Here is a 21956-nt window from a genome sequence, read left to right on the forward strand (position 1 = left end):
CTCCACTCAGGCCTCGGCCTCCTCGCCGGCCTCCGCCTCAGGCTCCTCGGCCGGCGCCTCGACCCAGCCGGCGTGGACGCGCGCGGCCATGATGATGGCTTCGGCATCCTGGCGGGAGAGATCGAAGCCATCGAGATAGCCGGCATGGCGAGTCGACTCGCCGTCCTTGCGCTCGGTCCAGCCGACCAGATCGTCGGTGGCGCAGCCGGCGAGATCCTCGACGGTCTTCACATCGTTCTCGCCGAGCGCGACCATCATGGAAGTGGTGATGCCCTCGACCTCGCGCAAGGCGTCCTCGACTCCGAGAGCCCGACGCTTCTCGTCGAGCTCAGCCTCGATCGTGGCGAGATGTTCCTGCGCGCGGGTCTGGATTTCTCCGGCGGTCTCTTCGTCGAAGCCCTCGATCGAGGCGAGCTCGCTGAGTTCGACGTAGGCGAGCTCCTCGACATTGCGGAAGCCTTCCGAGGCCAGCAGCTGGCCGACCGTCTCGTCGACGTTCAGCGCGTTCATGAAGATCTCGGTGCGCTGCACGAACTCCTTCTGGCGGCGCTCCGACTCTTCCTGCTCGGTCAGAATATCGATGTCCCAGCCCGTGAGCTGCGACGCGAGGCGCACGTTCTGGCCGCGGCGGCCGATGGCGAGCGAGAGCTGCTCGTCCGGCACGACGACCTCGATCTTGTCGGCTTCCTCGTCAAGCACCACCTTCGCGACCTCGGCCGGCTGCAGCGCATTGACGACGAAGGTCGCAACGTCCGGCGACCACGGGATGATGTCGATCTTCTCGCCCTGCAGTTCGCCGACCACGGCCTGCACGCGCGAACCGCGCATGCCGACGCAGGCGCCGACCGGATCGATCGAGGAATCGCGGCTGATGACCGCGATCTTGGCGCGCGAGCCCGGATCACGGGCGACCGCCTTCACCTCGACGATGCCGTCATAAATCTCAGGCACTTCCTGGCCGAAGAGCTTGGCCATGAACTGCGGATGGGTGCGCGAGAGGAAGATCTGCGGACCGCGCGGCTCGCGGCGCACATCGTAGACATAGGCGCGCGCGCGATCGCCGACCTTGAAGGTCTCGCGCGGGATCATCTCGTCGCGGCGGATGATCGCCTCGCCACGGCCGAGATCGACGAAGACGTTGCCGTATTCGACGCGCTTGACCGCGCCGTTGACGATCTCGCCGATGCGATCCTTGTACTCGTCGTACTGGCGGTCGCGCTCAGCTTCGCGCACCTTCTGGACGATGACCTGCTTGGCCGACTGGGCCGCGATGCGGCCGAAATCGAAGGGCGGCAGCGGATCGGCGATGACGTCGCCAACCTGGGCGGCCGGGTTGTGCCGCTTGGCCTCGTCGACGGTAATTTCGACCGCCGGATTCTCGACGGTATCGACCACCTGGAGGTGGCGGGCCAGGCGCAGCTCGCCGGTCTTGGTGCTGATCTCGGCATGGACGTCGGTCTCGGCGCCGTAGCGCGAGCGGGCGGCCTTGGCGATGGCATCCTGCATGGCGTCGACGACGATCTGGCGATCGATCGACTTCTCGCGCGCGACTGCGTCGGCGATCTGCAGCAGTTCGAGCCTGTTGGCGCTGACGACCATGACGCTCACTCCTCTTCAGTGTCGTTGTTCTGCGGGGCCGTCTTGCCGGTCTTGCCCGGCCGCGGTCCCAGCGATTTCCCTCGGCCCTTCTTCGGGCCGGCGATCTCATCGGCGGCAGGCATCTCCGGCGGCAGGCCGGACTTGCCGCGACGCAGCGATTCGGTGACGAGCGCATCGGTCAACACCAACCGGGCCTCGGCGATCAGCCGCATCGGAATGGCGACGTCGCGCTCTTCCTCGCTCTTGGCGTCGTCCCGCGTCAGCAGAGCGTCCTGACCGGAAGCGCCGCGCAGGATGCCGCGGAAGCGCTTGCGGCCCGCGACCGGCTCGCTCGTGTCGATCTTGGTGAGGTGGCCGGCCCAGCGCTCGAAATCGCTCGCGCGCACCAGCGGCCGGTCGATCCCCGGCGATGAGATCTCGAGATGATAGGCCGCCTGAATGGGATCGTCGACGTCCAGCGCCGGCGAGATCGCCTGACTGATCTCCTCGCAGCCCTCGACGGTCATCGAGCCGTCCGGCTGCTCGGCCATGATCTGCACGGTGCAGCCGTTCTGAGCAGTGACGCGCACGCGCACCAGCCGATAGCCGAGATCGGCGATCGCCGGCTCGACGATCGCGGCGACGCGCGCAGCCACGCCGTTCTCGACGACGAGGCGCGCTTCCTGATTGGGCGCTGCTGTCGGTTCGCTTGGTTCGTTCATGGTCCGGGCCGTCCCGTCTGCCTCCGGCGGGTTGCGGCCAATAAAAAAGAGCGGGCCGGCCGGCCCGCTCTTGATCATCGGCGTTAACCGATACCAGAGCTGTTGGCCGCTATTTAGTCCGCATCGCCCCGATATGCAAGCTCCGAGCGTTGGCGATAACCCAATGGTCATCCTTGCCTGCCAGTCTGGCCGACGGGATAGCGGTCGAGGACAGAGTATGAGTACGGTCGCAACGTTGCTGCGGGATCTCGAGGCGACGATGGCACGCGGCTCGGGTGACGAGCGCGCCGTCATCCTGTCACGCCTGACGGATCTCTTCCTCGCCACGGCGACCGACATGGACGAACAGCAGGTCGGCGTCTTCGACGCGGTCATCGGGCGGCTGTCGCGAGCCATCGAGCTGCGCGCCCGGATCGAGCTCTCGGAACGGATTTCGCCTGTGCCGAACGCGCCGAGCGGCGTCGTGCGCCAACTCGCCCTCGACGAGATCGCGGTGGCGCGCCCCGTCCTGGTGCAGTCGCCGCGGCTGACCGACCAGGATCTTGTCGCGGTGTCGGCAGCCAAGGGCCGCGACCACATGCTCGCCATCACCGAGCGGCCCGATCTCGGGGAGCCCGTCACCGATTTCCTGATCCTGCGCGGCGGACGGGTCGTCACCCATGCGGTTGCAGCCAATCAGACGGCGCGGTTCTCGCGTCATGGAATGGGCGTTCTGGTGATGCGCGCGGCCCAAGACGATGCACTCCAGGCGACACTCGGCTTGCGGCGCGATATCCCGCCGGAGCTGGTTGGGCAGTTGATGACCGCCGCCAAGAATTCCGCACGCCGCCGCCTGAGCGAGAGCCTGGAGCCGACGCTGGCCGGGGACGTCGACGGTGCGGTCGAACGCGGCGCCGACGCCATCGCGGCCGGCGGCCAGATGCCCGGCGAACTGGGCGCCATCAGCGCCGCGCTCGTCGAGATCCGCGAGCTGAACGAAGCCGGGCTGCTCGACGAGGCCAAGGTGCGCGATTTCGCGCGGCAGGGCGCGACCGAGCACGCCACCTGCGCCGTCGCGGTGCTGGCGCAGCTCGGCCTGCCGGCGAGCGAGCAGGTCATCCTCGGCAGCGACAGGGAGGCCGTCCTGATCGTCGCGCGCGGGCTCGGCTGGTCTTGGGAAACGACGGCAGCCCTGATCTCGCTGCGCAAGGACTTCGGCAAATCGCAAGCCGCCCTTGATCGCGCCCGCGAAAGCTTCCGCAACCTCGCCCAGAGCACGGCTCAGCGCGTGCTCGGCTTCCTCAGGATGCGCGACGCAAAGCCGTGAGATAGCTGGAGATGCGGCCCTCGCGAACCGCCTTCGCCTCGTAGCGGGTGCGAATCCAGCCGGGATAGGGCGTGCGCCAGTCTCCCGGCCGCTCGTCCGTCCAGTCGAAATCGGGCGAGACCAGCAGCCGCGACAGCGTCCAGCCGACATAATCGTCGATGTCGCTGGCGAAGCGGAAGCGGCCGCCGGGACGAAGCGCGCGCGCGAACAAGGAGAGAGTGTGCTCTGAGACGAAGCGACGCTTGCGCTGGCGGCGCTTCGGCCAGGGATCGGGATAGAGCAGGTCGATCGCATCAAGGCTGCCAGCCGGGAAACGCGGCAGTAGCAAAGCGGCATCGTCGTCCCAGACGCGGATATTCGTCAGCCCCTCCCGCTCGGCGACGGCGAGGAACTTGGCCATACCGTTGATGAATGGCTCGACCCCGATGAAGCCGATCTGCGGGCTCTCGCGCATCCGCATCAGCAGATGCTCGCCGCCACCAAAGCCGATCTCGAGCCGCACGGCCTCGACAGGCCCGGGAAAGAGCGCCTTCAGATCGGCGATCTCGCCCTCGGGCAAGCGCAGCCGCGGCAGGGTGTGCTCGATCAGGTGGCTCTGGCCGTCGCGCAGCGCCTTGCCCTTGCGGCGGCCGTAGAAAGCCCTTTCGTCGTGGTCGGGGTCGTGGGTCATGATCCGTGTTCGTACCGCATTATCCGATAGAGCGCCGTCATTCCGGACGCAGCGACGCGGAGATCCGGAGACCTCCGACGGATCCCGCGTCACGCCCGCGATGACGGCGGTGTTTCAGCGACCTCATCCATCAAGTCAAAGAAAAAGGCCGGGTGGACCCCGGCCTTCTCGCTCATGACCCGGCGAGGTCGTTTCAGTTGACGGCCTTCTTCAGCGCGTCGACGAGATCGGTCTTCTCCCAGGAGAAGGAGCCGTCGCGGCCGGCCTTGCGGCCGAAATGGCCATAGGCCGAGGTCTTGGCGTAGATCGGCTTATTGAGGCCGAGATGGTTGCGGATGCCGTTCGGCGACAGATCGACGAGCTTGCCGAGGATGTCCTCGAGCTTGGCCTCGTCGACCTTGCCGGTGCCATGCAGGTCGACATAGATCGACAGCGGCTTGGCGACGCCGATGGCATAGGAGAGCTGGATCGTGGCGCGGTCGGCGAGCTTGGCCGCGACGACGTTCTTGGCGAGGTAGCGCGCCGCATAGGCCGCCGAACGATCGACCTTGGTCGGATCCTTGCCGGAGAAGGCGCCGCCGCCATGCGGGGCTGCGCCGCCATAGGTGTCGACGATGATCTTGCGGCCGGTAAGGCCGGCGTCGCCGTCGGGACCGCCGATCACGAACTTGCCGGTCGGGTTGATGTGCCAGACGGTGTCCTTCGAGATCCAGCCTTCCGGCAGGGCCTCACGGATATAGGGCTCGACGATCTTGCGGACGTCGGCCGAGCTCAGCGACTCGTCGAGATGCTGGGTCGAGAGCACGATCTGGGTGACGCCGACCGGCTTGCCGTTCTCGTACTTGACCGTGACCTGGCTCTTGGCGTCGGGGCCGAGCTTGGCGGCGTCGCCCTCGCCCTTCTTGCGGGCAAGCGTCAGGGTCTCGAGGATCTTGTGGGCGTAGTAGATCGGGGCGGGCAGCAGCTCGGGCGTCTCGCGGCTGGCGTAGCCGAACATGATGCCCTGGTCGCCGGCGCCGACATCCTTGTTGCCGGCCTCGTCGACGCCCTGCGCGATATCGGCCGACTGCGGATGCAGCAGCACGTCGATCTTGCAGGTCTTCCAGTGGAAGCCGGACTGCTCGTAGCCGATGTTGCGGATCGCCTTGCGGGCGGCCGACTTCACCTTCGACTTGATCTGCTTCTCGTCGAGATGGGTGCGGACCTCGCCGGCGATCACGACACGGTTGGTGGTCGCCAGCGTCTCGGCCGCAACGCGGACCTTGGACGGCTCGTAGCCGGCCTTTGCCGCTTCCTTGAAGAAGAGATCGACGATCTCATCGGAAATGCGGTCGCAGACCTTGTCGGGATGTCCCTCGGAGACGGACTCGCTGGTAAACAGATAATTCTGGCGTGACACGGTCGGAGGATCCCTGAATCAGCACATGGAAAAGGCTGGCGCATGACACCAGCCTCAACAAACGCGCCGTCATCGCAGCGGACGCGTTCGGCGTCAAGTGGAAAAATCCGTTAATAGAAAGGCACGTTCGTCAAAACGAACGAAAACACCTCGGAATCACGCATTTTCAGTGTCTTGCTCGGCCAGCGCCTCGACGAGATCGATGATCCGCCTCCGGACGCGGCCGTTCTTGATGCGCGTGAAGGCCTTGGTGAGCTGCACGCCTTCGCTGGTCGCGAGGAAGTCCGAAATATATGCCGTCGCCGCGGAATCGGCGAAACCGCCAGCCGGCATGTCGCCCGTGGGCGCGCCATCAAAGAAAAAGGACACCGGCACGTCGAGCATCTTGGCAATCTGCTGCAGACGGCTCGCGCTGATTCGATTAGAACCCTTCTCGTATTTCTGAACCTGCTGAAAGGTCAGACCCAGTGCGTCACCCAGCTTTTCCTGGCTAATACCGGCAAGCATTCGACGCATGCGGACGCGGCTACCAACATGCTTGTCGACCGGGTTGGGGACTTTCTTGATCATGATTAACCTGCTCTTACGTCAGTCGTCATGACCAGGAGCCGCCATCCTGGTCGGCGCGGAAACGTTGGTGTATTATAGCCGTCACGGACGGTCCACTCTTTCTCGCAAAATTTGTTCCAAATGGGATGATCAGCTTTTTTTGAAGCGAGAAAGCATCAAAAAAACGAGCAGCATGCCGGCGAAAACGGCATCCCCACCCCGGGAATAGGGTGTCACCGGCCCGCTGCGCGGGAGTGGGGCATCCAGTACGCCCTCCACGCCCAGAGGCAGGCTCGCGACGACCCGGCCATAGGCATCGACCACCCCGGAGATACCGGTATTGGCGACCCGGACGAGCGGCAGGCCTTCCTCGACGCTGCGCAGCCGCGCCTGGGCAAAGTGCTGATAGGGGCCGCTGGTCTGGCCGAACCAGCCATCATTGGTCACATTCAGGAAAAAACCTGCGCGGGGCCCGCGCGGAGCGACCTCTCCCGGAAAAACGGCCTCATAGCAGATCAGCGGAGCCGCTACGGGAAGTCCCTTGACCGCAAGGGGCGCCCGGCTCGTTCCAGCTGCAAACCCGCCGGGAACGGAAACGAATTCGGAGAGTCCGACGCGGCGGATCAGCGCATCGAGAAAAGGCGGAAGATACTCGCCGAAGGGGACCAGATGGAGCTTGTCGTAGCTCGCGACGATGACGCCCTCGTCGTTGACGACCTGAATCGCATTGTAGATCGGCGGCCTGCCCTCTCCCGGCAGCATTTCGCCAGCCCTCGCGGCGCCCGTGATCAGGGTCACGTCGGGCGGCAGGGCGGCCGCGATGCGGGACAGCGCACCCGGCGTGCGGCCCAGCAGGAAGGGGAAGGCGGATTCCGGCCAGATCAGATGCGTGACCGATTGCAGGCCGGGCGTCGTCGGGCTCGTCGCCCGATCGCTCAGCGCGAGATACTGGTTGAGAATGGCTTCGCCGTTGCGGCCGTTGAACTTGGCGTCTTGCGCCAGGTTGGGCTGCATGAGCCGGAGCTTCACGCCCGCCACGACCGGCGACGGACCGGACGGGATGCGCCAGACGCCAAAACCGAATAACGCCGCGACAGCGGCCAGCGCGATCAGCGGAGCCACCCACCGACCAGCCGGCGTCTTGGCCGTGCCGATCACCGCCGGCGCTGCACCAATGGCGACAGCGAGCAGCGTCAGGCCGTACAGGCCTGCGAGCGAAGCGAACTGGGCGAGATGGATCTCCCCCGCCAGCATCATGCCGTAGACGTTCCACGGAAAGCCGGTCAGCACATGGCCGCGAAGCCATTCGCTCATCGCCAGCGCTGCGGCCAGGACGAGAATGCGCCGGGCTCCTTCGGGCCAGAACAGGCGAGCGGCGCCAAAAGCCAGGGCCGGAAAGATCGCCAGAAAAGCCGGCAGCGCGACGACCCCCAACGGCATCGCCCAGGCGAATTTGTCGGCTTCGACGAGGAAGGCGGCGCCGAGCCACCACAATCCGGCGAGGAAGAATCCGAAGCCCCACCACCAGCCAGCAGCGAAGGCTGCACGGAAGCGGCCGACGGCAGTGGTGCCAACCGCACCGTCAAGGAGCCAGACCGCCACTGTCATCGGGACAATGACGAGCGGCCAGAGATCGAGGGGCGGCAAGGCAAGCGCACCGCTTGCTCCCGCGAAAAGCGCAATGAGCCGCTTGCGCCATCCCCAAGCGAGAATGACGGCTTCCGCAAGCCCCGCTACGCGCATCAGCCAGGCTCCATCGCCGTTTCTTCGGGGGCCGTCTGGCTGCGGCGATGGATCGTCAGGCGCTTCACGCGGCGCTGATCGGAATCGAGGATCTCGAAGGTCAGCCCTTCCGGCCCTTCGACGATCTCGCCCTGCGCCGGAACACGCCCGGCCAAGGTCACGATCAAACCGCCCAGCGTGTCGATGTCATCGGCCACCTCGTTCCGAGAGAGATCGACGCCGGTCGCACGCTTGAGTTCCTCCAGCGTCGCGCGCGCATCCGCGGCGAAGCTGCCCTCGCCGGTCGGTGCGATCGGGATCTCCTCGAGATCGTGCTCGTCCTCGATGTCGCCGACGACGATCTCGATCAGATCCTCGATCGAGACCAGTCCATCGGTGCCGCCATATTCGTCGATGACGAGCGCGATGTGGGTGCGCGTCGCCTGCATGCGGACCAGAAGATCGACCGCAGGCATCGAGGGTGGAACATAGAGCACCGGTCGCAACAGCTTCGTCGCCGAGAGCGGTGGCGTCAGGTCGACCGCGGCAAGGTCGTGCGGGACGGCAAGCTTGCTTCCGTCTTCGGAAGGCTCGTCCCCTTCGGGGCGGGCCTTCTCCGCGATATATTCCAGAAAGTCGCGGATGTGGACCATGCCGCGCGGATCGTCGAGCGTATCGTCGAAGACCGGCAGGCGCGAATGGCCGGCAGTCCGGAAATGCGCGAGCAATTCGTCCAGCGTCGCGTCCGCCGGCACGGCGACGATGTCGGCGCGGGGGATCATGACGTCGCTCACACGGCGCTCGCGCAGGCTCAGCACATTGCTGAGCATCGCACGCTCCTGGGCGGAAATATCGGCGAGCTCGCCGTTCGCTTCGGCCAGGGCCTCGACGATCTCTTCACGCGCCGTGCCGCCGGCACGCAGGCCGAGACGTTCGAGGAATTGGCCGAGCCAATGGCCGAAGCCGCGGCCATTGGTTTCAGACTGGGATTGTCGACTGTCGTCGCTCATGGCTGCGGGGACTGTATGCTGGAAGGGGCCGGCGCGGCGATGAGCTCGCCATCGGCATAGGGGTCGGCGATGCCGAGGCTGGCGAGCGCCTCGACTTCGAGGGCTTCCATGCGGCGCGCCTCGTCGTCGGTCTCATGATCCTCGCCGAGCAGATGCAGCAGGCCATGAATGACCAGATGGCGCAGATGGTCGGCGATGTCCTTGCCTTCCGCCCGGGCTTCGCGCTCCACCGTCTCGAAGGCGATAACGATGTCTCCGAGCAGCGGGCTGGCCGAAATGCGTTCCGGCGGGGCCGCCGGGAAGGACAGCACGTTCGTCGCCTTGTCGAAGCCACGCCAGTCGCGGTTGACGGTGCGGATGCGCTTGTCGTCGGTCAGCAACAGGCTGAGCTCGGCCCCCGCCATGGGCTTGCGCGGCGCCACGGCAAGGCCCGCGGCCAGCGCCTCGCTGATCACTGCCCGCAGGCTCGCGAGATTGCCCACGGCCTGCCACCGGCGCGACTGAGCCCTCAGATCGAGATCGAGTGACATCGTCTCGGGTCGCGGCGCCGAGCGCCGCCCGCGAGGTCGATCATTCATCGCGGCCGCTCCCGCGCCAACATCCGCTTCAGCCCTTCGCTGTCGCCCTCGCGGTGGAAATCCGCGGGCGAATCGGGATTGCGCAAGCGCTCCTCCCGTTCCTCGCGCTCATGGCGCGACGCCGTCTCATAAGCCATGACGATGCGTCGCACCAGTTCATGCCTGACGACATCCCCCTCCTCGAAGCGGGCGTAGCCGACGCCGTCGACGTCCTTGAGCAGCTTCACAGCCTCGACGAGCCCGGAGCGCTGGCCCGGCGGCAGGTCGATCTGGGAGGGATCGCCGGTGATGATCATGCGCGAGCCTTCGCCGAGGCGCGTGAGGAACATCTTCATCTGCATCGAGGTGGCGTTCTGTGCCTCGTCGAGCAGCACGACGGCGTTGCTCAAGGTACGGCCGCGCATGAAGGCGAGCGGCGCGATTTCGATCATGCCGGTCTGGAGACCGCGCTCGACGTGGCGCGCCTCCATGAAATCGTTGAGCGCGTCATAGATCGGCCGGAGATAGGGGTCGACCTTCTCGCGCATGTCGCCGGGCAGGAAGCCGAGCCGCTCGCCCGCCTCCACCGCCGGGCGCGACAGAATCATGCGCTCGACCACGCCCTGCTCGATCAGCGAGACGGCGTGACCGACCGCGAGCCAGGTCTTGCCGGTGCCTGCCGGGCCTTCCGCGAGCACCAGTTCGTGACGCTTGAGCTGGCGCAGATAGGCGTCCTGCGCCGCGTTGCGCGCCCTGACCGGTCCGCGCTTGCGGGTGACCACGGCATCGAAGGAGGCCTTGCCGACATCCGCCGCCGGGAAGAGCGAGCGCTGGATATTGCTCTCCTCGATGGCACCATCGACCTCGCCGAGGGTGACGGAGGCGCCGGCCTTGGCGCGGGCGTAGAGCGTCTTCAGGACGCGGCCCGCCTGCTCGGCGGTCTCGCGCGGCCCCTTCACCGTGGCGTGGTTGCCGTTGGGATTGACCACGACGCCGAGCCTGCGCTCGAGATGAGCGAGATTCTGGTCGTACTGGCCGAAAACAAGGCTGGCGAGGCGGTTGTCATCGAAGGACAGCACGACCTCGGTGGCCGGCAACCCGTCGCGGCCCGCGCCCTCGGGGCGGGCTGGCGACACCTCGCGTCGCGGGGTCCGGTCGGGTCTTTGCGTCGTCGAATCAGCCTGTGCCAAATGCGTCATCTCCGTAGAGAGGGCTTTTGCGCCCGTTCCCGTCGGGCAGGAGCGCCCGGCCGGGTCGTCTCGCAGCATATCCGAACGCAACAATCTCAGCCTGATGACAGGCGAGAGCCTTCCAGCAGGAGATGGGCACGAACCGCAGCGCGCTCAAGCGGCCATGTCCTTTCCACCCGTTCCATCCGTCCGCCCTGCTTCCGCCAGCCGGCCGAAGAGCGAATTGGAACCCGCACGCTCGATCGTCACCTGGACGATGTCGCCGATCTGATTCGTCTCGCTCTCGATCTGCACAGCCTGCAGATACGGTGACTTTCCGGCAAGCTGACCGGGATGGCGGCCGGCCCGCTCCAGCAAGACATCCACAGTTCGCCCGACCATCGCGGCGTTGAAAGCCTGGCGGTGATGCTCGATGCGCTCCTGCAGCCGGTAGAGGCGCTCATCCATCACCGCGCGCGGAATCTGTGCGTCGAGCTCGGCCGCCGGCGTGCCGGGGCGCGGCGAGTACTTGAAGGAATAGCTCGAGGCGAAGCCGATCTCGTCGACCAGACGGATCGTATCCTCGAAATCGGCGTCGGTCTCGCCGGGGAAACCGACGATGAAATCCGACGAGAGCGCGATATCGGGACGCGCCTGGCGGATGCGTTCGATCAGGCGACGATACTCGTCGCCGGTGTGCTTGCGGTTCATCGCGGCGAGGATGCGGTCCGATCCGGCCTGCACCGGCAGATGCAGGAAGGGCATCGCCTGCGGCAGGTCGCGATGGGCGGCGATGAGGTCATCGTCCATGTCGCGCGGATGGCTCGTCGTGTAGCGGATGCGGGCGATGCCCGGCACCTCGGCAACGCGGCGCATCAGCCGCGCCAGACCCCAGACCGCCCCATCCGGTCCCTCGCCATGATAGGCGTTGACGTTCTGGCCGATCAGCGTGACGTCGCGCACGCCGGCCTCGGCAAGACGCTCGACCTCGGCGAGAACCTGGGCGACGGGGCGCGAAAACTCGGCGCCGCGGGTATAGGGCACGACACAGAAGGCGCAGAACTTGTCGCAACCCTCCTGGACCGTGACGAAGGCGGAAACGCCGCGGGCGCGGATGATCTGCGGCTTCGGCGCCGGCAGGAAGCCGAACTTGTCCTCGATCGGCAGGTCGGTGTCGACGACCCGCTTCCTCGTTGCCTCGGCCAGCAATTCCGGCAGGCGGTGATAGGCCTGCGGCCCGACCACGAGATCGACGGCAGGCTGGCGATGCTGGATTTCGGCGCCCTCGGCCTGGGCGACGCAGCCGGCGACGACGATCTTCGTCTCCTGCCCCTCGGCCGCCTGGGCGTTCTTGATGTCGCGCAGCTTGCCGAGCTCGGAGTAGACCTTCTGCACCGCGCGATCACGGATATGGCAGGTGTTCAGCAGGATCAGATCCGCGCCCTCCGGCGTTGCCGTTTCCTCATAGCCCTGGTGGCTCAGGATGTCGGCCATGCGCTGCCCGTCATAGACGTTCATCTGGCATCCGAAGGACTTGATATGGACTTTCTTCATCGTCGCGGATCGGGTCTCCAAAACGTTTTCTTTACTGCGGATCGGGCGCCTTGGAAACGGCCCGGCTTCACTGACATCGCAACAGGCAAGCCGTGCGCCAACCCGTCTCAGACGGCAGGCCGGCCCGTGACGGCCTCGTTCCGCGCCGCGCGTACCGCATCCTCCGCCCGTCGCGTCGCAGCCTTGCGCGACATCGCGCGGCCCATCACGATCGGTTCACCCCAGACCAGCTCGACATCGATCGCCCCGCATTCCAGCACCAGCTTCAGATGCGGCCAGAGCTCGGTGTCGCCGTACCAGGCAAGCGCAGCGCGCTCGATGCGCCCCCCCGGCAGCCCCTGCCAGCCTGTATAGGTGATGGTCAGCGGGTAGACCGTGACATCCGTCTCGATGTCGCCCATGGCCTGATGCGCCGCGCCAAGCAGCGAGGAGCGGAAGGGCAGGATGCGCGTGCCGTCACTGGTCGTGCCCTCGGCGAAGAGCACAACTTCCTCTCCGGCGGCGATGCGGGCGCCCATCGCGGCGGCAACACCTGCGGTCGCACCGCGACGTTGCCGGTCGATATAGACCGTGCGCTGGAGATTGGCGAGGAAGCCGACCACGGGCCATTGGCCGACCTCGCTCTTCGCCACGAAGGCCAGCTCACGCTCGGCGCCGAGGACACCGATATCGAGCCAGGAGACATGGTTGGCGACGATCAGCGCCCCTGTCCCGGCCGGCGGCGGCAGCCCCCTGACCCGGCGGCGCACGCCCAGGCACCGGCAGGTCAGGCGATGGAAGTGCAACGGCAGGACGCCGCGGTATTTCGGCGCGACCCGCATCACGACGAGCTGGAACAGGACGAGCCCGAACGTGCCGCCGATGAGCAGGGCAAGGCGAAAGAGCGCACCGACGCGGAGGTCTTTCATGCGCGGACGGGTCCGGTCATCGGCAGGGAGAACATTTCGCTGGTCGGAGCGCGTCAATGGCGCGATTATTCAGCAAAGTCACGTGAGATCGAGGCGCATCGCGATCGCGGTGGCGCGGCTGCCATCGGCCTTGGGGTAATACCCCTTGCGGCGGCCGACCTCGCGGAAGCCGAAATGCCGATAGAGGCGCTCCGCGGCCAGATTGCCTTCCTCGACCTCGAGGAAGACGTGCGCGACGCCATCCTCCGCGAGCCTGGCAAGGTGAGCCGAGAGCAGGGCGCGGCCGAGGCCGTCGCGCCGGCTGGCGGGGGAGACCACGATGCTGAGAATCTCGGCCTCGTCGGCCGCCTTGCGCGACATCACAAAGCCAGCCGGATCGCTGCTCCTGCCGAAGACGCCATCGGCGGCGACGCCGGCATCGGCGATCAGCGCGGCGCATTCGGCCGGCTCCCAGCCACGCGCGAAGCCGCCCTGATGGTGCAGGATCGCGACCTGCCGGGCGTAGCCGGCATCGAGTCGCATCGTACGCGCAGGCGCCGAATCAGGGTGCAGAAGCTTGCGCAGCCAATCCATGCCGTTTGTTCGCACGGATTGATGTTTCGGCAACCACCATTTGGAGGAGGCGTTCACCGGCGCGGCAGGCGGGCTTTGTCCTGCGGCGTCGTCTCCGGCGCCTTCAGGTAGAGGGGACGCGGCGGCGCGGTCTCCGGATCGGCGATCAGGCCGAGGCGCGCAACCCAGGCAATGTCCGGCGCCTTCGTATCGTCGACGACCACCGCGTCGAGACCGATCGCCCAGGCCTCGTTGGCGACGGCCAGCGCCGAGGAGCCGACGAGGCTGACGGGGCCGGCGCCGATGGCACGTGCCGCGTCGCGATAGCTGACCTGCCGGAGCGAAACGAGCGGCTTGCCTTCCGAGGTCAGCGCCTGGAACCAGACCTGGCCGTGCTTGGCATCGAGCGCCGCCGCGATGACGCGGCCGGATTCGCGGCCGATCAGCGGGGCGGCGCAGGCGGCGACTGTGGTGACACCGACGGCCGGGATGCCGGCCGCGAAAGCGATGGCGCGGGCCGCGCTGACCCCGACCCGCAGCCCGGTATAGCTGCCGGGACCGACGGTGACCGCGACGCGGCCCAGCGAGGAAAAGCCGCCGTCGACGGCCTTCATCACCCGCTCGACCAGCGGCATCAGCGCCTCCGCATGGCCGCGGTCCATCGCGAGCTGTTCGTGCGCCAGCGGCTCGGTCTCACCGGCCTCCAGGACACAGGCCGAGCAGGCCCCCAACGCCGTATCGATCGCGAGAATGCGCATCAGATCTTCATTCCGCGAAAGCCCGGCCGGTCACGCGCTCATCCCCTGGCCAGCTCAAACCGCCTCGACCTCGCGCACTTCCGGCAGGAAATGGCGCAGCAGGTTCTGAATGCCGTGCTTGAGCGTCGCGGTGGAGGAAGGGCAGCCCGAGCAGGCACCCTTCATGACGAGATAGACCGTGCCGTCGCGATAACCGCGGAAGGTGATGTCGCCGCCGTCGCCGGCCACCGCCGGGCGGATGCGGGTTTCGAGCAGATCCTTGATCGTATCGACCGTCTCGGCATCTTCCGGAGCGAAGAACTCACCTTCCTCGTCGAGATCGGCGGCGGAATTCTCGGCCAGCACCGGAGCGCCGGACATGAAGTGCTCCATGATCGCGCCGAGGATCGCCGGCTTCAAATGCGGCCACTCGCCTTCCGACTTGGTGACGGTGATGAAGTCCGAGCCGAGGAAGACGCCGGAAACGCCGGAAACACCGAACAGGCGCTGGGCCAGCGGCGAGCGGGCGGCGTCATCGCCGTCACGCAGGTCGAGCGTGCCGCTGCCCATGACGATGCGGCCGGGCAGAAACTTCAAGGTCGCCGGATTCGGCGTCGCTTCGGTCTGGATGAACATTGATACCTCCGGTACCGGCGGTTCAAGGTCGCCGTTCCTAGTCTCGATATAAGCGCGTCACTGGAATCATTCCAGCACGAAGGGCGCCGTCATTGCGAGGAGCAAAGCGACGACGCCATCCAGGAGGACTGGGTTGAACGTCTCACGCAGCCCCCCTGGATTGCTTCGCTGCGCTCACTATGACGGTCAGGCGAGCGCGTCGATTTCCTCGTCCTCCAGATGCCCCGGCACGATGGCGACGGGAACCGGGAAGCTCGCCGAGGATTTGCCGGCGAGCGCGCTGACCAGCGGGCCCGGGCCGTCACGCCCCGTGCCAGCGGCGAGCACCAGGAGCGAGATGTCCTCGTCCTCCTCGATCAGCTTGACCAGCTCTCCGGCCTTGTCGCCGATACGCACGACGCGCTCCGGCTCGAGGCCGGCGAGCGTCCGTACCGCGACAGCAGCCGCGTCGAGCCGCTTCTCGGCCTCGGCCTCGGCTTCCGCCCGCATCACGTCGCCGACGCCGAGCCAGGTCTCGTGCTCGGGCGGCGGAGCCACGGCGAGCAGCACGATCGCCGCACCGAGGCGGGCGCAGCGGCGTGCGGCGAAGCGAATCGCCTTGGCGCATTCCTCGGTATCGTCGACCACCGCGAGAAACTTCGGCCGATGGCCCGTCTCGTAGGACCGTCGTTTCTTGACCATGAAACTGTCCTGCCGCCGCTTGAGGGACGAGCATGGTGGCCTGCGCCGGCACCCCGGCGCAAGCCCGTCGCCCCAAGTGCCTTGTCAGCTGCGCACGAAGCCGACGATGTCCTTGACCTCGCGCATGATCGGCGCGGCGATGGCATCGGCCCGGGCCGCGCCTTCCCCGAGGATCGTGTCGATATGCTTCGGCTCGGCCAGCAGGCGGCGCATCTCCACGGCGATGGGCGCGAGCTTCTCGACCGCGAGATCGACCAGAGCCGCCTTGAAGCGCGAGAACTGGCCGCCGCCGAACTCGTTCAGCACATCGCCCTTCGCCATGCCCGAGAGGCCGGCATAGATGCCGACGAGGTTCTCGGCCTCGGGCCGCCCCTCGAGCCCCTTCGCCTCGGAGGGCAGCGCCTCCGGGTCGGTCTTGGCCTTGCGGATCTTCTGGGCGATGGCGTCGGCATCGTCCGTCAGGTTGATGCGCGAATAGTCGGAGGCATCCGATTTCGACATCTTCTTGGTGCCGTCGCGCAGGCTCATGACGCGCTGGGCCGGCCCCAGGATCATCGGCTCCGGGAGCGGGAAGAAGCCAAGTTCGCCCGTGCCCAGGCCCAGCTCGGCGATCTGCGGCGCGAAGTCATTGTTGAACTTCTGGGCGATGTCGCGGGTGAGCTCCAGATGCTGCTTCTGGTCTTCGCCAACCGGCACATGCGTCGCCTTGTAGAGCAGGATGTCGGCCGCCATCAGGCTCGGATAGGCATAGAGGCCGAGCGAGGCATTCTCGCGATCCTTGCCGGCCTTCTCCTTGAACTGGGTCATGCGGTTCATCCAGCCCAGCCGCGCGACGCAGTTGCAGATCCAGGCGAGTTCGGCATGGGCCGAGACCTGGCTCTGGTTGAAGATGATGCTCTTCTGCGGATCGATGCCGGCCGCGATATAGGCGGCGGTGACCTCGCGGATGGCGCGCTTCAGGTCGGCCGGATCCTGCCACATCGTGATCGCATGCATGTCGACGACGCAAAACACGCATTCATGCGTCTTCTGCATCGCCACCCAATTGGTCAGTGCGCCCAAATAATTGCCGAGATGCAGCGTCGAGGTCGGCTGCATGCCTGAGAAAACGCGCTGATGAAAACCCGACATGGGGCACTCCGTCGTCACGATGGAGGAGGGAAGCGGCGCTTCTGGCTCAAGCCCGCCGCTTGCGCAAGGGGAGAGCGCCGAAGGCGCCGAGCACCCAGCCCGCCGTGCCGTAGCTGACAAGGCCTGCGAGGCAGAGCAGGCCGAGCGCGCCGATGCGGCGGAATGCCGGCTGCTCCGTCATCAGCGGCTCCGCCAGCAGGCCCAGCAGGAGGGCCAGCACGGCGAGCATGAGCGCGCTGGCGGCGAGGCTTGCGGCGATGGGGCGTAGATTGCCCAGGCTCGGCCGCCAGATGCCGTCGCGCAGCAGGGCGATACCAAGCATGAGCGCCTGAACGGCAAAGGCGAGCGTCGCCGCCAGGGCCGCCATCTGCGCCGCATCGCGACCGCCCGGCAGCAGAAGCCCGGCAAGCAGCGCGACGAGTACCGCCAGGCCGCCCGAGATCAGCGGCAGCCGCGGCCGGCTGCGTGCGAAATAGACCTGGCCGAAGACCTTCGCCACGACGGCGAAGGGCAGGCCGCAGCCGAAAGCGGCGAGCGCCGCAGCTGTGCGCTCGCGGTCGCCGACATCGAAGCGCCCGTACTCGAACAGCACCGAAACGATCGGCTCGGCCAGCGCGACGAGCGCGGTCGCCGCGGGCAAAGCGAGCGCGAGGCCGAGCGCCAGCGACTGTCCGAGCATGGCATCCGGCCCGCCTCGGGTCGCCGCCAGCGCCATGTCGGAGAGCACGACCGTGCCCATCGCCACGCCGACGAAGCCGAGCGGGAGCTGGAAGACGCGGTCGGCATAGTAGAGCGCCGCCACCGCGCCCGGCTCGGACGAAGCGATCTGTGTCGCGACCAGCAAAACGAGCTGGGCCGCGGAGGCCGCCAGCAGCGTCGCGCCGCCGGTACGGATCAGCCGGGTCATCTCCGGCGACCAGCGCAGGCTTGGACGCGGCAGGCCGGAGCCGCGCAGGCTCGCAAGGATCATGGCCAGGTGGGCGAGCCCGGTCAGACTGACGCAGAGCGCGAGCCAGCGCGCCCCGTCCTCCGGCCCTGCACCCATCACATGCAGGGCGAGCAGGACGCCGAGCAGGATCGCATTCATCAGCGCGGGCGCGAGGGCTGCGACCGCAAAGCGGCGCTCGGCGTTGAGCAGCGCCGCAAGCAGCGCCGCAAGCGTCGTCAGCAGCAGGAAAGGCAGCATCAGCCGCGTATAGGAGGCGGCCATTGCGAGCGTTTCGGGCTCGTCGGCGAAGCCGCCGGCAAGGCCGAGCACGAGCCAGGGCGCGAAGAGCTCGCCGAACGCGACGAGCACGAGCAGCAGCAGGCCGAGCTGGCCAGCCGCCTCACCGGCGAATCGCCGCGCAGCTTTCTCACCCCTGTCCGCCTTGACGGCCAGGTAGAGCGGCACGAAGGGCGCGTTCAACCCGCCCTCGCCGAGCACGCGCCGCACGAGATTGGGCAGGCGCAGCGCCGCGAGGAAGGCGTCGGCGGCCGGCCCGCCGCCGAGCAGGCGCGCGATCAGCACGTCACGCGCGAAACCGAGCAGGCGCGAGGCGACCGTGGCGGCTCCGACAACGGCCGAATCGCGGGCGAGCCGGGAGGAGGCTTCCGGCGCAGACGCGGCCGGCTCGTCCATCAGAGGATGAACCGGCTCAGATCGGCGTTCTTCGCCAGATCCCCGATGCGGGCCTCGACATAGGCCGCGTCGATGATCACGGTTTCGCCAGAGCGGTCCGGCGCGGTGAAGGAGATGTCGTCGAGGATGCGCTCGATCACGGTCTGGAGCCGGCGGGCGCCGATGTTCTCGACCGTGGAGTTCACGTCGACGGCGATGCGGGCGATGGCATCGATCGCGTCGGGCTTGAATTCGACGCTGACCTCCTCGGTCGCCATCAGCGCGACCGACTGCTTGATCAGGCTCGCCTCGGTCTCGGTGAGGATGCGCTTGAAATCCTCGATGTCGAGCGGGTTGAGCTCGACGCGGATCGGCAGACGGCCCTGCAGCTCCGGCAGAAGATCGGAGGGGCGGGAGACGTGGAACGCACCCGAGGCGATGAAGAGGATGTGGTCGCTCTTGACCGCGCCGTGCTTGGTGGCGACGGTCGTGCCCTCGATCAGCGGCAGCAGGTCGCGCTGCACGCCCTCGCGCGAGACATCGGCGCCGCCCTTGCCCTCGCGGGCGCAGATCTTGTCGATTTCGTCGAGGAAGACGATGCCGTTCTCCTCGACCTCGCGGATCGCGGCCTGCACGATCGCCTCCTGGTCGATCAGCTTGTCGCTCTCCTCGGCCAGCAGCGGCTGGTAGGCGTCCTTGACCAGCATGCGCTTCGGCTTGCCCTTCTGGCCGAAAGCCTTGCCGAACATGTCGGAGAGGTTGATCGCGCCGATCGAAGCGCCCGGCATGCCGGGAAGCTCGAACATCGGCGTGGCCGCGCCGGCGCCCGCCGCCACCTCGACCTCGATCTCCTTCCCGTCGAGCTCGTTGTCGCGCAGCTTGCGGCGGAAGGAATCACGCGTCGCCTGGCTGGAATTCGCGCCGACCAAAGCGTCGAGCACGCGTTCCTCGGCGGCGAGGTGAGCCTTGGCCTGGACGTCCTTGCGGCGGCTCTCGCGCACCAGCGCGATAGCAATCTCGACGAGGTCGCGCACGATCGATTCAACGTCGCGGCCGACATAGCCGACCTCGGTGAACTTGGTCGCCTCGACCTTGATGAAGGGCGCGTTGGCGAGCTTGGCCAAGCGGCGCGCGATCTCGGTCTTGCCGCAGCCGGTCGGCCCGATCATCAGGATGTTCTTCGGCGAGACCTCCTCGCGCAGCGGCCCTTCGAGCTGCTGCCGGCGCCAGCGGTTACGCAGCGCGACCGCAACGGCGCGCTTGGCGTCCTTCTGGCCGACGATGAAACGGTCGAGCTCGGAAACGATCTCGCGGGGGGAAAAGCTGGTCATTACGGTACGATATCCGGGTGAAATGCCTTGGGAAGCGCCTTGGCTACGGCGATCACGCCGCCTCCAGCGTCTCGATGACGAGGCTGTGGTTGGTGTAGACGCAGATGTCGCCGGCGATCTTCATCGCCTTGCGCACGATCATCTCGGCATCGGGCTCGATATCGATCAGAGCGCGCGCTGCCGACAGGGCATAGTTGCCGCCGGAGCCGATGGCCATCACCGCGCCGTGCTCGCCCGCCTCCGGCTCCAGCACGTCGCCGGTGCCGGAGATCAGCAGCGAAACCTCCTTGTCGGCGACGAGCAGCATCGCCTCGAGCCGACGCAGATAGCGATCCGTGCGCCAGTCCTTGGCGAGCTCGACGCAGGCGCGCAGCAATTGCGTGGGATATTGCTCGAGCTTGCTCTCGAGCCGCTCGAACAGGGTGAAGGCATCGGCCGTCGCCCCGGCGAAGCCGGCAATCACCTGCCCCTTGGCAAGGCGGCGAACTTTCTTCGCATTGCCCTTCATGATCGTCTGGCCGAGCGAGACCTGCCCGTCGCCGCCGATGACGACCCGCCCGGCCTTGCGCACCATCAGGATGGTGGTGGCGTGCATCACAGGGACATTGCTGTGTTCGGACATGGCAATCGTGAACCGGAACTGGACTGCGGAAGACGCCAACATGTTCAGGCGAGCCCGCTCTATCAAGGGGGCACGCGCGCGCCGTCCCTGCAAAGCAGGGTTTTGGCGCCGGATCACGGCGGGCGCCGCCCGTGACAGGTCACCGGAATCCGGTGCATGAGCCATCGAATAGTTCAAGTGTAAACTGCTTTAATTCCGACTATCGACTTCGCTGCCAGAGGAAAACTCTTCGACACGTCGAGGACATTTCGAGCGTGAACGAGCCCAAAATCAGGGCGATCGAATCGATCAATTTTTAAGCAGTTTTTTATTGTTAACGACGAATGGTCGCCTTGTGGAAACGACCGCCTCGTTCAGGAGGTCGCCTTGGGACCGTTGTCATGAAATCCATCCGCCTGAAGATTCTCGCCATGCTCGCCATCGTCGCGGGCGGAGCCATTATTTCCGCGATCATCAGTATCTACGGTCTGCAAAAGGCGGATGACCTGAATACGCGTTCTCAAACCCAGGGTAATGTCGCGCTGCTGACGCAGCGGATCAACGGCGTCGTCACGGCCGTGGTGATGGAGTCGCGCGGCATCTACATGGCCAAGACGCCGCAGGAAGCCGAAGCTTACGCCAAGGGGATCGACGATCGCATTCCGACGCTGCGCAAATTCGTGGCCGAGCTGCAGACGGTCGCGTCGGCCGAAGAGCGGGAGACGATCGCGCAGATCACCAAATCCGTCGAGGAATTCATTGCCTTCCGCGTTGAAACAGCCCGGCTCGGACGCCAGGTTTCGCCGGAGGCGGCCAGTGTCCAGGGAAATAACGAGGCCAATCGCGCCAACCGGAAAGCCCTCAACGACCTGCTGATCGGCTTCAGCCAACGCGTCGAAAAGGCTGGCATCCTCGTCGGCGACGAGGCGACGGCCTTTACCCGTCAGGTCCAGTGGCTCATGCCGCTCGTCCTGCTCGCAACCCTGCTGATGTCCGTTGGGGTGGCCCTCGTCTTCGCGCAGCGTTCGATCACGCGCCCGATCCTCGATCTCAGCGAGGTGATGGAGAAGCTCACGGCCGGCGATACCCGCATCGACGTGCCTCATGCCGATCGTCCGGACGAGATCGGCGCCATGGCGCGCGCGGTCTCGGTGCTGCGCGAGAGCACCGAGCAGGTCGCGCTGCTGCAGGAGCAGGAACGCGCCGCGGCGGCCGCCCGCCTGGCGCGGGCGCAGTCGATGGAAGCGGTGGTGTCGGATGTCGGCGAGGTTGTCGCTGCGGCAGCGGCAGGCGATTTCTCCGCCCGGTTGCAGATCGATGACGCCGACGAGCAGATGCAGCGGCTGGTGGCCGGCATCAACGAGATCAACGTGGTGGTTGATTCTGCGACGACAGAGTTTGCGCAGACGCTGTCGGCGATCGCGGGTGGCGACCTGACCAACCGGGTCGAGACGGCCTATCGCGGGCGCTTCGCCGATCTGAAGGGCGCGATCAACGAGACGGTCGACCGCCTCTCGGCCACGGTGGCGACGATCCAGACCAC

21 protein-coding genes are annotated in these 21956 nt (G+C 66.7%); 2 read left to right on the plus strand and 19 right to left on the minus strand.

Annotated elements, in window-relative coordinates:
- Nucleotides 1-6: 6 nt before the first annotated feature.
- Entirely contained in the window at nucleotides 7-1599 is a 1593-nt protein-coding gene (gene nusA / locus AB4Z10_RS28220; RefSeq protein WP_441473715.1) for a transcription termination factor NusA, read from the minus strand.
- Between the two features lie 5 nt (nucleotides 1600-1604).
- Nucleotides 1605-2300: a ribosome maturation factor RimP gene (gene rimP, locus AB4Z10_RS28225; RefSeq protein ID WP_441473716.1), complete on the minus strand. Its 696-nt coding sequence runs from the start codon at nucleotides 2298-2300 to the stop codon at nucleotides 1605-1607.
- Nucleotides 2301-2517: 217 nt separating this feature from the next.
- On the opposite strand from rimP, the gene AB4Z10_RS28230 reads away from it, so the two are divergent.
- The gene (locus AB4Z10_RS28230) at nucleotides 2518-3606 is read left to right on the plus strand and encodes a DUF2336 domain-containing protein (RefSeq protein ID WP_441473717.1); all 1089 of its coding nucleotides are present in this window, start codon (nucleotides 2518-2520) and stop codon (nucleotides 3604-3606) included.
- Here AB4Z10_RS28230 and trmB read toward each other — a convergent pair.
- The 17 genes from trmB to hslV form a co-directional block, all read right to left on the minus strand.
- Nucleotides 3581-4276 (minus strand): tRNA (guanine(46)-N(7))-methyltransferase TrmB, encoded by a 696-nt coding sequence (gene trmB / locus AB4Z10_RS28235; RefSeq protein ID WP_441473718.1) that lies wholly within the window; start codon nucleotides 4274-4276, stop codon nucleotides 3581-3583. The two genes, AB4Z10_RS28230 and trmB, sit on opposite strands and share 26 nt — an antisense overlap.
- Before the next feature lie 193 nt (nucleotides 4277-4469).
- On the minus strand, nucleotides 4470-5675 hold the full coding sequence (gene metK / locus AB4Z10_RS28240; protein WP_441473719.1) for a methionine adenosyltransferase: 1206 nt from the start codon (nucleotides 5673-5675) through the stop codon (nucleotides 4470-4472).
- Nucleotides 5676-5831: 156 nt separating this feature from the next.
- Nucleotides 5832-6245: a helix-turn-helix domain-containing protein gene (locus AB4Z10_RS28245; protein WP_441473720.1), complete on the minus strand. Its 414-nt coding sequence runs from the start codon at nucleotides 6243-6245 to the stop codon at nucleotides 5832-5834.
- A 129-nt stretch (nucleotides 6246-6374) separates the two neighbouring features.
- The gene (gene lnt, locus AB4Z10_RS28250) at nucleotides 6375-7967 is read right to left on the minus strand and encodes an apolipoprotein N-acyltransferase (RefSeq protein ID WP_441473721.1); all 1593 of its coding nucleotides are present in this window, start codon (nucleotides 7965-7967) and stop codon (nucleotides 6375-6377) included.
- A complete protein-coding gene (locus tag AB4Z10_RS28255) occupies nucleotides 7967-8956 on the minus strand; it encodes a hemolysin family protein (protein ID WP_441473722.1) in 990 nt (329 codons plus the stop codon). Before AB4Z10_RS28255 ends, lnt begins: the two co-directional genes overlap by 1 nt.
- Nucleotides 8953-9534 carry an rRNA maturation RNase YbeY gene (gene ybeY / locus AB4Z10_RS28260; protein ID WP_441473723.1) on the minus strand — a complete coding sequence of 194 codons (582 nt, stop codon included), beginning with the start codon at nucleotides 9532-9534 and terminating at the stop codon, nucleotides 8953-8955. The genes AB4Z10_RS28255 and ybeY overlap by 4 nt, the downstream gene beginning before the upstream one ends.
- On the minus strand, nucleotides 9531-10712 hold the full coding sequence (locus tag AB4Z10_RS28265) for a PhoH family protein (RefSeq protein ID WP_441473737.1): 1182 nt from the start codon (nucleotides 10710-10712) through the stop codon (nucleotides 9531-9533). The genes ybeY and AB4Z10_RS28265 overlap by 4 nt, the downstream gene beginning before the upstream one ends.
- 144 nt (nucleotides 10713-10856) lie before the next feature.
- Nucleotides 10857-12236 carry a tRNA (N6-isopentenyl adenosine(37)-C2)-methylthiotransferase MiaB gene (gene miaB, locus AB4Z10_RS28270; protein ID WP_441473724.1) on the minus strand — a complete coding sequence of 460 codons (1380 nt, stop codon included), beginning with the start codon at nucleotides 12234-12236 and terminating at the stop codon, nucleotides 10857-10859.
- A 107-nt stretch (nucleotides 12237-12343) separates the two neighbouring features.
- Complete coding sequence (locus AB4Z10_RS28275; protein ID WP_441473725.1) at nucleotides 12344-13144, minus strand: lysophospholipid acyltransferase family protein; 801 nt, start codon at nucleotides 13142-13144, stop codon at nucleotides 12344-12346.
- 78 nt (nucleotides 13145-13222) lie between these two features.
- Nucleotides 13223-13666: a GNAT family N-acetyltransferase gene (locus AB4Z10_RS28280; protein ID WP_441473726.1), complete on the minus strand. Its 444-nt coding sequence runs from the start codon at nucleotides 13664-13666 to the stop codon at nucleotides 13223-13225.
- Between the two features lie 104 nt (nucleotides 13667-13770).
- A complete protein-coding gene (gene tsaB / locus AB4Z10_RS28285; RefSeq protein ID WP_441473727.1) occupies nucleotides 13771-14454 on the minus strand; it encodes a tRNA (adenosine(37)-N6)-threonylcarbamoyltransferase complex dimerization subunit type 1 TsaB in 684 nt (227 codons plus the stop codon).
- Between the two features lie 54 nt (nucleotides 14455-14508).
- Nucleotides 14509-15069, minus strand: coding sequence for a NifU family protein (locus AB4Z10_RS28290; protein WP_441473728.1), 561 nt, complete (start codon nucleotides 15067-15069; stop codon nucleotides 14509-14511).
- 186 nt (nucleotides 15070-15255) lie between these two features.
- A complete protein-coding gene (locus AB4Z10_RS28295; RefSeq protein WP_441473729.1) occupies nucleotides 15256-15750 on the minus strand; it encodes a universal stress protein in 495 nt (164 codons plus the stop codon).
- Nucleotides 15751-15834: 84 nt separating this feature from the next.
- A complete protein-coding gene (trpS, locus tag AB4Z10_RS28300) occupies nucleotides 15835-16881 on the minus strand; it encodes a tryptophan--tRNA ligase (protein ID WP_441473730.1) in 1047 nt (348 codons plus the stop codon).
- A 46-nt stretch (nucleotides 16882-16927) separates the two neighbouring features.
- Nucleotides 16928-18502, minus strand: a complete 1575-nt coding sequence (murJ, locus tag AB4Z10_RS28305; protein ID WP_441473731.1) for a murein biosynthesis integral membrane protein MurJ — start codon at nucleotides 18500-18502, stop codon at nucleotides 16928-16930.
- Complete coding sequence (hslU, locus tag AB4Z10_RS28310; RefSeq protein ID WP_441473732.1) at nucleotides 18502-19812, minus strand: ATP-dependent protease ATPase subunit HslU; 1311 nt, start codon at nucleotides 19810-19812, stop codon at nucleotides 18502-18504. Before hslU ends, murJ begins: the two co-directional genes overlap by 1 nt.
- A gap of 52 nt (nucleotides 19813-19864) precedes the next feature.
- Complete coding sequence (gene hslV, locus AB4Z10_RS28315; RefSeq protein ID WP_441473733.1) at nucleotides 19865-20434, minus strand: ATP-dependent protease subunit HslV; 570 nt, start codon at nucleotides 20432-20434, stop codon at nucleotides 19865-19867.
- Nucleotides 20435-20814: 380 nt separating this feature from the next.
- Here hslV and AB4Z10_RS28320 point away from each other — a divergent pair.
- The coding region (locus AB4Z10_RS28320; protein ID WP_441473734.1) for a HAMP domain-containing protein at nucleotides 20815-21956 on the plus strand (1142 nt) is incomplete at its 3' end.

It is taken from the genome of Allobosea sp. RAF48, assembly GCF_052114025.1.
GTDB lineage: Bacteria > Pseudomonadota > Alphaproteobacteria > Rhizobiales > Beijerinckiaceae > Allobosea.

Bases quoted from the DNA above. Each gene is read 5' to 3' on its own strand.
- hslU (WP_441473732.1), bottom strand. From the start codon at position 19,812: ATGACCAGCTTTTCCCCCCGCGAGATCGTTTCCGAGCTCGACCGTTTC.
- trmB (WP_441473718.1), bottom strand. From the start codon at position 4,276: ATGACCCACGACCCCGACCACGACGAAAGGGCTTTCTACGGCCGCCGC.
- AB4Z10_RS28290 (WP_441473728.1), bottom strand. From the start codon at position 15,069: ATGTTCATCCAGACCGAAGCGACGCCGAATCCGGCGACCTTGAAGTTT.
- AB4Z10_RS28295 (WP_441473729.1), bottom strand. From the start codon at position 15,750: ATGGTCAAGAAACGACGGTCCTACGAGACGGGCCATCGGCCGAAGTTT.
- hslV (WP_441473733.1), bottom strand. From the start codon at position 20,434: ATGTCCGAACACAGCAATGTCCCTGTGATGCACGCCACCACCATCCTG.
- AB4Z10_RS28265 (WP_441473737.1), bottom strand. From the start codon at position 10,712: ATGACGCATTTGGCACAGGCTGATTCGACGACGCAAAGACCCGACCGG.
- tsaB (WP_441473727.1), bottom strand. From the start codon at position 14,454: ATGCGCATTCTCGCGATCGATACGGCGTTGGGGGCCTGCTCGGCCTGT.
- murJ (WP_441473731.1), bottom strand. From the start codon at position 18,502: ATGGACGAGCCGGCCGCGTCTGCGCCGGAAGCCTCCTCCCGGCTCGCC.
- rimP (WP_441473716.1), bottom strand. From the start codon at position 2,300: ATGAACGAACCAAGCGAACCGACAGCAGCGCCCAATCAGGAAGCGCGC.
- AB4Z10_RS28245 (WP_441473720.1), bottom strand. From the start codon at position 6,245: ATGATCAAGAAAGTCCCCAACCCGGTCGACAAGCATGTTGGTAGCCGC.
- AB4Z10_RS28230 (WP_441473717.1), top strand. From the start codon at position 2,518: ATGAGTACGGTCGCAACGTTGCTGCGGGATCTCGAGGCGACGATGGCA.
- AB4Z10_RS28275 (WP_441473725.1), bottom strand. From the start codon at position 13,144: ATGAAAGACCTCCGCGTCGGTGCGCTCTTTCGCCTTGCCCTGCTCATC.
- nusA (WP_441473715.1), bottom strand. From the start codon at position 1,599: ATGGTCGTCAGCGCCAACAGGCTCGAACTGCTGCAGATCGCCGACGCA.
- AB4Z10_RS28280 (WP_441473726.1), bottom strand. From the start codon at position 13,666: ATGCGACTCGATGCCGGCTACGCCCGGCAGGTCGCGATCCTGCACCAT.
- trpS (WP_441473730.1), bottom strand. From the start codon at position 16,881: ATGTCGGGTTTTCATCAGCGCGTTTTCTCAGGCATGCAGCCGACCTCG.
- miaB (WP_441473724.1), bottom strand. From the start codon at position 12,236: ATGAAGAAAGTCCATATCAAGTCCTTCGGATGCCAGATGAACGTCTAT.
- AB4Z10_RS28255 (WP_441473722.1), bottom strand. From the start codon at position 8,956: ATGAGCGACGACAGTCGACAATCCCAGTCTGAAACCAATGGCCGCGGC.
- ybeY (WP_441473723.1), bottom strand. From the start codon at position 9,534: ATGAATGATCGACCTCGCGGGCGGCGCTCGGCGCCGCGACCCGAGACG.
- lnt (WP_441473721.1), bottom strand. From the start codon at position 7,967: ATGCGCGTAGCGGGGCTTGCGGAAGCCGTCATTCTCGCTTGGGGATGG.